The sequence below is a fragment of the Bradyrhizobium frederickii genome (genome assembly GCF_004570865.1).
In the GTDB taxonomy this organism is placed as follows: Bacteria; Pseudomonadota; Alphaproteobacteria; order Rhizobiales; family Xanthobacteraceae; genus Bradyrhizobium; species Bradyrhizobium frederickii.
The window spans coordinates 1-9975 of the sequence record NZ_SPQS01000059.1; the positions used below are offsets into that span (position 1 = coordinate 1).

Sequence of the window (9975 nt, forward strand, 5' to 3'; positions counted from 1 at the left end):
ACGGTGGGTTCGGCGATCCGACTCCCGCCGCCCGGACCGAAAACATCGGCAGCGCTGCCTTCGAGCTGGGCCTTCCACGATGTGATCTGATTGGGGTGAACGTCGAACTGCTCCGCCAGTTGCGCCAGCGTGCGGTCACCCTTGACGGCGGCAAGTGCCACCTTCGCCTTGAAAGCCGGAGTGTGGTTCCGCCGTGCTCGTCTGCTCATCGTCTCTCCTGATTCGCGGGTCAATCTTGCCCGCCGTCAGGCAGAAACTCCACTTATCGCGCTGTTCAGATTTGCGGGACCAGCTCAAACTGCACCTCGCGCCGCCGACCGACCAGGGCGGTGCAGATAAGAGCTACACGATCGTGATCACTGTGGGCCCCGACCGCCATGTCATTGACGTCGCTCAAGGGCCACCCGGGGTCTAGCCATTTACAGCTTTGGCCTTGTGCGTTCCTTCTGGTGCTCAGATAGAATGATTCATCCTCTAGAGACATTCGCAATTGTAGTGGTTCTGCTCGCGAACGCACCCACGCCCGCATTTGCGGCGTGCGGTGATAATGGCGGCCCCGGTTATCGAAGCCAGTCTGGAAGGTGTGTCGGCTGGGAGGCGCTTGCGCGTCAATGCGGGAATCCGCCCTCAACGAAATGCACGCCTGAGAGCGTCGCCAGTGGATCCGAGGACGCTGCGGCAAAGGGATCAACTATCCGGTCGCTCATGGATCGCTCGCATGCATCCAAACCGCCCGCCAGCAACTAAGTCACTAAGCCCTATACGCGCGCTGCTCCGAGCCACGGGCAAAGTGGTTGTTGCACTCATTGCGACGGTATCGGCGCTCGCCTGCATCGATCAGGCGACTGGACCCATGTACATAGGTCACGCGTCAGCAGATCGCCACCAATGGCAGAGAATTGATTCCGTTCGGAGCGCGGCTCTCCGTCCGAAAGGCGCCTCAAATCAAGGTTGCCATCCAGACCCGAGGCCCCGCCATGCAGGGCCTCATCCGCATCCCGGGCGCGCCAGCCTCGAACTTTGACACCGGCAAAGGGCTGACGGTGGGGTTACGCAGAGATCGTCGTGTTGGAGATCTTGTTACTCAAACGACGCCGGGCCAATACTATCAAGTCTTCGGAGACTAACACGGCAGACAACATTAGGCTCGCCGCGCGATGATTGTGACCGAGGTTCAGGATCAGGCAATAGCTGCTCGGATCGCACTTATCGTGGGTGCAGACCGTTTCGATCAGCTCTTTCAAGCTGTCCGGTTCGATGAACTAGATGGCGATATCCTCTATGTCTATGCTCGTGATGAGGATTCCGCTGCAGAAATGGAAGACGAGTTCGCGCTTCACATCTCCATCGTCGCCTCGAAGATCCTTGATCGACAAATCAACGTGGTGCTCGTGCTTCCCCGACAACTCATGAAATCTGACTTATAGCTGTCGCAACTTTCTCCATCATAGCCCGCAGTACATCGTTCATAGTCGGGCAGCGATAGACCGCAAAACGAGATCGTGACGTCGCCGTGAGAGCGATTGCGTGTTTTGCCATTTCGTTGATAGGTATAAGGAAGTAGTCAACAACCTCCCTGTTTGTCTCCTTGTCCAATCGCAGCGCAAGAATGAGTTCGGCTGGCTCGATGGTGCGGCGGTGGACCAACCAACAGGGCGCGTGGCATCTTCCGACGTAGTAACGCGCGCTCCGCACCGATATGGCCAGCTTGCTGGCAACCGTCATCACAGCAGTTTGCGCATCAAAGACCGCGGTAACCCCCCACGCCCTGATCTGAGTGACCAGGGTTTCTACCTGCCTCGATAGTTCGGCTTCCGACTGCTTCCGCGCATCGGCGTAGTCATAACTCCGCTCGGGATCGACATAGCCGACGCGGCGAAAGGCCTCCCTCAAGCTGCCGAACCGGTACGCGTAAAGGGCGGCGCTCGGCATGTTCTCCGTAGTAGAGAGAATCGAGGCGCTCAGCTTTCCATTCACCGAGAGGGTCTGTCGGAGCTTTTTCAGGAGCAGCTCATTCGACCACCTGACCTGCTTTTCCTTCAATAGGCTCTGGGCCTTGAGGAAGATGCTCTTATCAACGACCGGCTCGAAAAGACCTCCAGCCCGGATCCACAGCTCCGGCGGATTCTGCTTCCTCGGTTGCTTCAGCCGGCACGAGGACCGATTATAAACGCTATTACCAATGTAGGCCTCGTTGCTCAAAACTTGGCGGACCATGGCATATGACCAAGGCGTCCCTCTATGGTTGGGAACTTCCTCATTGTTTAGCCAGCGGACAATGGAGCCTTGGGATCTGCGATGAACTACAAACTCTCGAAAGATCCGGGCAACCATGCGCTGCTCGTTCTCTGCCCCCGGCCGGATCAACACTCGGTCGGTCTGCAGATGCTTCCGTTGGCCCTTAAGCAAGATGCCCCTTGAACACCCGCTTTCATCGATTAGTTCTCGTTGGAGGCCATACCCCGCGGGGCCGCCCTGTTTGAATCCGAGGCTGGCGACACGACATGCGCCAGCATGGACTTTCACCGAGAGCTCTCTTGAATATTCGGCCGCCATCACCCGTTTGAGATTCTTGACGATGCTGGCGATGACGCTGCCGTCGTTGTCGAACTCCTCGGCGCAGTAACAGACCTTTATGCCGGCTTGGCGGCAGATGAACTCATAATAGGCGCTTTCATCAATGTCTTGAAATCGACCCCAGCGGCTCACGTCATAGACCAGGATGTGGTCGAAGTCCGCTCGACCGCTGCGAACATCTTCAATTAACTCCATCAGCCCCTCTCGCCGCTTGATTTGAAGGCCGCTCCTCCCTTCATCAGCATAGGTACGAACAATCACCAATTCATGCTGCGCGGCATAGACCGCAATCGCAGCAGCCTGCATTTGTGTCGAGTAACGCTGGTGGTCGGTCGACATCCGCACGTATTGTGCGGCACGCCCTCCATTTGTCTGCGAGAGCAGATCGGACCCAGGGCGAATGATCAGGGCGTTGGCCATTCCGCGCCTCCGCTACGTCGCTCGATGGTGTGCTGCATTGGTGTGGCGCTCTGAACTTCACCAGAGCGCGGATAGACCGTGCTTGCCTAACCATCCTAGCGCAGCCGAGCCAAGGAGCGAAGCCAGCCCAGCCCAAAACCATGAGCGCCCGCGGGCGGCACTGATTGACCGCAGATACAGGAACGCGCCAAGTAACGTGCCGTAGTTTCTCCGGAAGTCCCCGTTGAGCTTTGCAATCTTCGACAGCTCGGAACATGTATCGGTTTCGTCGGTCATCTGCGCTGATCCTCTTGATTGGAGTCAGCGCCCTATGAACCACTGTTTTGCCCGACGGAGCAACAGAAATTTCGGTATTTCGAAATTTGATTCGTTGGGGCAACCTGCATCTTGACCAATCCTTTGGAGCGGTGTCGCAGGAGGCCTCTAGGGCTAGCGGCTTGCCTCCTGCTCCGTTCGCCGGAATCTATCTCGCATGGGCACGAAGTCGCGAGAGGTCATCTGGGGCGGTCGGATCATGGGCGCAAAGATCCAAGCCGAAGGAGCTCGCGAGCGTGCGGAGCAGGCCGTTCGCGAGGCGGACCGGGCGGAGGTAGAAGCCTGGTCGGTCCGCATGGAGGGCTACGGTGGCCCTGCCCAGCCCTCACCCACGATCGGCCAATGCCTGAATGGCGGTCTCGTTTGGCTGGAAGTCGAGTGCGCCCGCTGTAAGACGCGCGCGAGCCTGCCGCTCGACACTATCCGCCGCCCTCGGGAAACCCCGCTCTGGAAGCTGGAAGCTTCTCTTAAGTGCCGATCATGTCGCACGCCCCGATACGCGCCGCCTGCTCGCATGATCAAGCTGACTGAGACAAGGCAGATCACCCCCTATAAATGGGTGCACCCGACTGAGGAGCGTTAGGTCGGGCTGCGAATCGCTAGGGAAGACCAATGTGCAATCTCTATTCGATAACGACCAACCAGGCGGCGATCAGCGCGCTGTTCCGCGTCGTCAACCGGTACGTGGGCAACCTGGCGCCGATGCCGGGTGTCTTCCCGGACTACAAGGCGCCTATCGTTCGGACAGGAGCCGAAGGTCGTGAGCTCGCCACCGCGCGCTGGGGCATGCCGTCGTCGTCGAAGGCCCTGATGGAAGCTACCAAGAAGCGCGCCGAGAGGCTGCAGGCCAAAGGCAAGACAGTCGACTTCAAGGAATTGCTCCGGATGGAGCCAGACTCCGGAACGACCAACATCCGTAACGTGAAGTCGAAGCACTGGACGCGCTGGCTCGGCGTCGAGAATCGCTGCGTGGTGCCGTTCAACTCGTTCAGTGAGTTCAACAAGGGCGAAGGCGGAGACATCTGGTTCGCGCTCGACGAGACTCGTCCCCTCGCCTGTTTCGCCGGCATCTGGACCAACTGGACGTCGGTTCGGAAGGTAAAGGAAGGCGAGACCACCAACGACCTCTACGCATTCCTGACGACGGAGGCGAACGCCGAAGTGGGCGCCATCCACCCGAAGGCGATGCCGGTGATCCTGACGACGCCCGACGAGGTCGAAACCTGGATGGCCGGGCCCGTCGAGGAAGCCCTCAAGCTGCAACGGCCGCTTCCGGACGGCATGCTCCGTATCGTCGCCCGCGGCGTCAAAGAAGACCCGGCGGCTGCCGCCTAGAGTTCTGCACAGGCCTCAGAGGTGTCTCTCGTGGTACTCGTGTCACCCTTCCCCGCGAGATGAAGGGTGAGTCCGGCCGTGTTGTCCCGCACCACGCAACGATGGCCCATCCCCGCGAAACGAGGAGCATTCGAGCTGAAATTGCCCCTTGCCCCACGGGCGATATAGTATGAGATAGGATTGCTCATCGACCGAACATAACCGTCGGTTCGCTCCGTCTTCAAGTAACGAGCTGGCGAACTCAGGCGATATTCTTGGGGGGCGGAGGGCACGGCAATGAGCCACGATGTCAGAGCTTGGCTCGAGGATCTCGGGCTTGGACGATTTGCCGAAACATTCGCCGAGAATGGCATCGACCTTGATCTGCTATCCGAGCTCAATAACGAAGATCTGAAAGATCTCGGGATTACACGTCTGGCAGACCGCAAACGTTTGCTCAAGGCGATAGCCGGTCTCATGCGGGCGACGCACTTGACGGCCATTCCTTCTCCGAGCACATCCGAGGGGGAGCGCCGTCAATTGACGGTCATGTTCTGCGACCTCGTCGACTCCACCGCTCTCTCTAGTACCCTGGACCCTGAACAGATGCGCGATCTACTGCTCGCCTATCAGGCAACATGCGCCCTCGTGATCGACCGCTACGACGGTCATCTCGCGAAATACCTTGGAGATGGTCTGCTCGTCTATTTCGGCCTTCCGCGCGCGCATGAGGATGACGCCCAACGTGCAGTGAGTGCCGGGCTCGATATTGTCGAGGCAATCGCGTTGCTGAATCGAGACTTGTTCAGGAAAGTCGGCGTCGAGCTCGCTGTCCGCCTTGGTGTGCACACCGGGCTCGTGGTGGCCGGAGAAATGGGTGCGGTCGGGGCACGCGAGGAAATGGCGATTGTTGGTGAAACACCGAATGTTGCTGCGCGGCTACAGTCGCTGGCCGCCCCCAATGCCTTGGTGATCAGCTCCAGCACACAGCGGCTGGTCGGTGGGCTTTTCTCCTACGAAGATATGGGTGTCCACCAACTGAAGGGCGTTGCCCGTCCTATGCAGGCGTGGCGAGTAACCGGCGAGCGTCTGACCGAGAGTCGCTTCGAGGCGCTGCATCCCGGCAGGCCGTTCCCGCTAATCGGTCGCGAGGAGGAGGTCAATTTTTTGCTGCGCCGCTGGGAACGGGCGAATCAGGGCGACGGCCAGGTCGTATTGCTCTGTGGGGAGCCAGGCATTGGCAAGTCGCGGATTGCCGAGGCGCTCATCGAGCGAATAGCGGACCTGCCGCATATACGGTTGCGGTGCCAATGCTCGGCATATTTCGCGACCAGCGCGCTATATCCCTTTGCGCGCCAGTTTGTACAGGCGGCCGGGTTCCTGCCAACTGATCCGCCCGCGATCAAATTGAACAAGCTCAAGCAGGTGCTGGCCGAATCTGGACAGGCAGTGCCCGAGATCGCTTCGCTGTTTGCAGGTCTGCTGTCGATCCCTGTGGCTTCGCACTATCCGAGGCTGGAGCTGACGGCAGAAAGCCTAAAGCAGAGAACCGTGACAGCGTTGGTCGATCGGGTGCTTGGGTTGGCGGCTCGAAAGCCGGTGCTGATAGTGGTAGAAGACGCGCATTGGATCGACCCTTCGAGCGCAGATGTAGTCGCGGCTGCCATGGATCGTGTGCGGGATTCTCGCGTCCTGATCCTGATTACCTACCGACCCGACTACATACCGCCATGGAGCGGTCCCCATCTAACCATGCTAACGCTCAATCGGCTAGGCCACTCGCAGGCAGCTGACATGATTGGTGCGTTGGCTGCTGCCAAAGCGCCGCCGGCGGAAATAATTCAGCAGATTATTGCGAAAGCGGACGGCGTGCCGCTTTTCATCGAGGAGCTGACCAAGGCGGTACTCGAGGCCGGCTTGGCTGACGACGAAACTGGATGCGAGCGTTCCGGAGAACTACGGCTATCGGTTCCTATGACGCTGCAGGACGCGCTCGTTGCGCGGCTGGACCGGACGGCCGGGACGAAGGAAGTTGCGCAAGTGGCGGCGGTGCTGGGCCGCGAATTCAGCGAGGCCCTTTTGACAGCTGTCTTTCCACCGAATCGGGACGCACTGACCGAGGCCTTGGATGCATTGGTTCAAGCAGGACTGTTGCTTCGCCGCGGCTCGCCCCCTCAAACCAACTACGTCTTCAAGCACGCACTGGTGCAGGATGCCGCCTACGGGACCCTGCTCTTGACCTCCAGGCAGCAGCTGCATGCGCATACCGCCGACGTGCTTGAGCGGCAATTTCCGGAGATTGCAGAAGCGCAGCCCGAACTGCTGGCACACCATTGCGCGGCCGCCGGACTATATGATCGCGCGATCTCCTATTGGCAGCGGTCCGCCACGCGTGCGCGCGAACGCTCCAATTACGTCGAGGCCGAGCAAGTCTTGACCGCGGCGGTCGCACTTGTGCCGCAACTGTCCGAAGAGGCGCGGAAGCGTACTGAGCTAGACTTGCAGATGGCGCTCGGCGCGGTGTACCGGGCCATACGTGGTTCGGGTTCACCGCAGACTGAACTCACCTATAGGCGTGCCCGTGCACTATGCGAGGAGGTTGGCGACGCCGATCGGCTGCTGGAGGTCATCTATGGACAATTTGTCGGTGCTTTCAACCGGCCGAAGCTGCACGATGCTGAACGTTATGCGCGCGAGTTCATGGAGATCGCGCAGCAGGATCATAATGCTTCGGCACTGAAGGTGGCAGAGTACCTGATTGGCAGCACAGCATTCTTGTTGGGTGATCTTGTTCGCGCTCGCCAGCACCTGGAAGATTCACTGCGTCTCGATAGCGCAGACCGCATGCACGTCAATCGTTACTCGCACGGTCAGTATCCCACTTTCCCGCTGACGTACCTGGCATGGACCATGTTCGCGCTAGGATTTCCGACCCAGGGGCAGACGTTGGCCGGAGAAGCCATTGCGGTGGCCAGGGACCGCTCAGAGTTCTACTACGCGATGGCCCTCAGCAACGATTGCTATCTACATCACATGTGCGGGGATTGTACGGCGGTGGAGACGAATATTGCTACTCTGGTCGATCTTGCAGCGAAGAGAGGGATCGTCGTGTTCCACGCGGTTGCCCGTCTTTTCGAGGGCTGGACGCGCGCCATTCGCGGTGCGCCGGAAGATGGCATCGACTTGATGCATGACGCGCTGGCTAGGATCGCCGCGACGGAACAGAAGGTCGAGCATCCTTACAAGCGATCGATCCTGGCCGAGACCTGTCTGCGGGCCGGACAGTGGTCGGAGGCGGAGAAGCAACTCGACGAGGCACTGCGCCTGGTGCGGTCCACGGACGAGCGCTGGTACGAGGCGGAGCTGCATCGGCTTGCCGCTGAACTCGCGCTTGCGAAGGGGGATAGTGTGAGCGCCGAACTGAAATTCGAGCGAGCGCTCACGCTTTCGACCGCGCAGTCGGCGCGCATGTGGGAGCTACGCGCGGCGACGGGGCTCGCCCGGCTATGGCGCGAGGCAGGGAGGATCAACGAGGCTCGTAACTTGCTGGCGCCGGTGCTCGGCAGCTTCACCGAAGGCTTGGACACGCGCGATTTCATTGAGGCAAAGGCAATCCTCGATGAAGTCACTTAAAGCACAGGGTTCGGCGGCCCGGTGAGGACCTGTCATTCGTCGAGGTCCGGGTCTGGCCCTTAGCGGATCAATTGAGGATCGAACCGACAAGACCGCTTGTGACCCGCACGGTCCTTAGAAGTCGTTTTCGTTTGGCCGAACGGCTGGCCAGTGAAAGCCCCGCAACACGAGCAGATGCCAGACGACAAACTGTTAAACGGGGCAAGCTCGTCAACATGACCAAGATCAGAGAGATGCTTCTGAACTGCGTTCGGCGGGGGGTAGGATATTTGATCTGCCGGTCCGTGCGCCGACAATTCCGCGGATGTGTCCTAACGCGACGATTGCTCGGCTTGGTTGTGGGATCTGCACATGCTCACCCTCAACAACGGAACGACACATCGTCGGTAAGCGACCTATTCAGGGCTCTGGCCGCCCTGGTGCGCGTGGTGTCGGACGATGAACAATACCCAGGTCCGAAACCGCGGTGGGAGATCCAACGTCTCAAGAACCGGAGATCGGACCTCGTTCTGATCATCAGGCTCGATGATCAAAACAGTGCCGTGAAGGACTACTTCTTGCGCCCGACGGCGAGCCTACCCAAAACCAGAGACGGCAGGCTCCGGATGTCGAATCGCGTCTTCGGACCGTTCCGATGCGACACCTTTGCCGAGCTGATCAGCGACCTGCTGCGACGGTTGGGCCGGCCGCGCATCGTGGCGGGGGACAAGCAAAGTGGACGGGAAGTCGGTCGCGCGCGAGAATGATCGGGAATATCTCACTCAGCAGGTTGGAGCTCACCCGGAAAAGCCGCGCCAGCAGCCTGGCTGGCGGCGGGATGGGGCTGATCAGCTCGCATGTCTGCGATCGCTAGAGTCGGCGATCAGACGGGATGGCCGCACCCCTTAAGCCTGTTGGTGCTTAGGTCTTTGCCAGATGTGCTCGGCCAGCCTCGCTCAACTTGGGCCCGGTGTGTGGCCTTCCAGATACAGCTAAGAGTCGAGGATCTCGTTAGCCTCTGCTCAACACCAATTGGGAAGGTGGGGACTTTGCAGAACGATCGGTCAATCGGGATCGACTGCCTCCGAGCGATCGCTATCCTATGGGTGGTAGCGTATCATTTCGTGCCCCTCTCGATCTTTTCGAAGGGAACCTACGGGGTTCTCCTCTTTTTCGCTGTGAGCGGCTACTGCATTTCGTTTAGCGCAAGTTCTTCGAAATCGGCCTGGGATTTTTACGCCAAGCGGCTTGGGCGCCTGCTGCCCGCCCTCATCTTTGCGACGCTCCTTATTACGGCAATCAAGCATCTTTTTCCGCAATTTATCGAAGCCAGTCGTATCCCTACCTGGTTTGATGCCTTCTATACTTTGTTCGCCTTACCGACGTTGCACATACTTAAGATCGATCTCATTTATCCAGATGGCGCGTTCTGGAGCTTGGACTGAGCTGGCCCCGGTTGTCTGAACAGAATATCCGCGTCGATAAGTGGAGCCTCTGCCGGGGTTAGGCTGCCGTGCGGAGCGGCAGCGGGGTGAAGTAGGCTTGATCCGGTGTGCTGCCGTCAAGGCTCGAATGTGGACGGCGGCAATTGTAGAAGTCCAGATAGCGGCCAATCGAGGCGCGAGCGTCGCTGACGCTGTCGTAGGCCCGCAGATACACCTCCTCGTATTTGACGCTGCGCCACAGCCGCTCAACGAACACGTTGTCCCGCCAGGCGCCCCGGCCGTCCATACTGAT

The 9975-nt window shown here is 59.4% G+C and carries 9 protein-coding genes; 5 read left to right on the forward strand and 4 right to left on the reverse strand.

What is annotated here, in order from left to right:
- The coding region (locus tag E4K64_RS38370; RefSeq protein WP_135162981.1) for a transposase at window positions 1-209 on the reverse strand (209 nt) is incomplete at its 3' end.
- 948 nt (window positions 210-1157) lie between these two features.
- On the opposite strand from E4K64_RS38370, the gene E4K64_RS38375 reads away from it, so the two are divergent.
- Window positions 1158-1427, forward strand: a complete 270-nt coding sequence (locus tag E4K64_RS38375) for a hypothetical protein (protein ID WP_135167573.1) — start codon at window positions 1158-1160, stop codon at window positions 1425-1427.
- On the opposite strand, the gene E4K64_RS38380 is transcribed toward E4K64_RS38375, so the two are convergent.
- Complete coding sequence (locus E4K64_RS38380; protein WP_135167574.1) at window positions 1408-2997, reverse strand: recombinase family protein; 1590 nt, start codon at window positions 2995-2997, stop codon at window positions 1408-1410. The genes E4K64_RS38375 and E4K64_RS38380 overlap by 20 nt on opposite strands.
- A gap of 57 nt (window positions 2998-3054) precedes the next feature.
- Window positions 3055-3273 (reverse strand): hypothetical protein, encoded by a 219-nt coding sequence (locus E4K64_RS38385; protein ID WP_135167575.1) that lies wholly within the window; start codon window positions 3271-3273, stop codon window positions 3055-3057.
- Between the two features lie 196 nt (window positions 3274-3469).
- Between E4K64_RS38385 and E4K64_RS41485 the strand changes: the two genes are divergently transcribed.
- The 4 genes from E4K64_RS41485 to E4K64_RS41725 all read left to right on the forward strand — a co-directional run bounded on the left by E4K64_RS41485 (window position 3470) and on the right by E4K64_RS41725 (window position 9683).
- Entirely contained in the window at window positions 3470-3895 is a 426-nt protein-coding gene (locus tag E4K64_RS41485) for a hypothetical protein (RefSeq protein ID WP_135167576.1), read from the forward strand.
- A 29-nt stretch (window positions 3896-3924) separates the two neighbouring features.
- Window positions 3925-4647, forward strand: a complete 723-nt coding sequence (locus tag E4K64_RS38395) for an SOS response-associated peptidase (RefSeq protein ID WP_126257789.1) — start codon at window positions 3925-3927, stop codon at window positions 4645-4647.
- Window positions 4648-4923: 276 nt separating this feature from the next.
- Entirely contained in the window at window positions 4924-8259 is a 3336-nt protein-coding gene (locus E4K64_RS38400; protein WP_135167577.1) for an adenylate/guanylate cyclase domain-containing protein, read from the forward strand.
- 836 nt (window positions 8260-9095) lie between these two features.
- Complete coding sequence (locus E4K64_RS41725) at window positions 9096-9683, forward strand: acyltransferase family protein (protein ID WP_135167578.1); 588 nt, start codon at window positions 9096-9098, stop codon at window positions 9681-9683.
- 58 nt (window positions 9684-9741) lie between these two features.
- Here E4K64_RS41725 and E4K64_RS38410 read toward each other — a convergent pair.
- The coding region (locus E4K64_RS38410; RefSeq protein WP_135161597.1) for an integrase core domain-containing protein at window positions 9742-9975 on the reverse strand (234 nt) is incomplete at its 5' end.

Excerpts from the sequence above, each read along its gene's own strand:
- E4K64_RS38375 (WP_135167573.1), top strand. The coding sequence starts at position 1,158 with ATGATTGTGACCGAGGTTCAGGATCAGGCAATAGCTGCTCGGATCGCA.
- E4K64_RS38380 (WP_135167574.1), bottom strand. The coding sequence starts at position 2,997 with ATGGCCAACGCCCTGATCATTCGCCCTGGGTCCGATCTGCTCTCGCAG.
- E4K64_RS38385 (WP_135167575.1), bottom strand. The coding sequence starts at position 3,273 with ATGACCGACGAAACCGATACATGTTCCGAGCTGTCGAAGATTGCAAAG.
- E4K64_RS41485 (WP_135167576.1), top strand. The coding sequence starts at position 3,470 with ATGGGCACGAAGTCGCGAGAGGTCATCTGGGGCGGTCGGATCATGGGC.
- E4K64_RS38395 (WP_126257789.1), top strand. The coding sequence starts at position 3,925 with ATGTGCAATCTCTATTCGATAACGACCAACCAGGCGGCGATCAGCGCG.
- E4K64_RS38400 (WP_135167577.1), top strand. The coding sequence starts at position 4,924 with ATGAGCCACGATGTCAGAGCTTGGCTCGAGGATCTCGGGCTTGGACGA.
- E4K64_RS41725 (WP_135167578.1), top strand. The coding sequence starts at position 9,096 with ATGTCTGCGATCGCTAGAGTCGGCGATCAGACGGGATGGCCGCACCCC.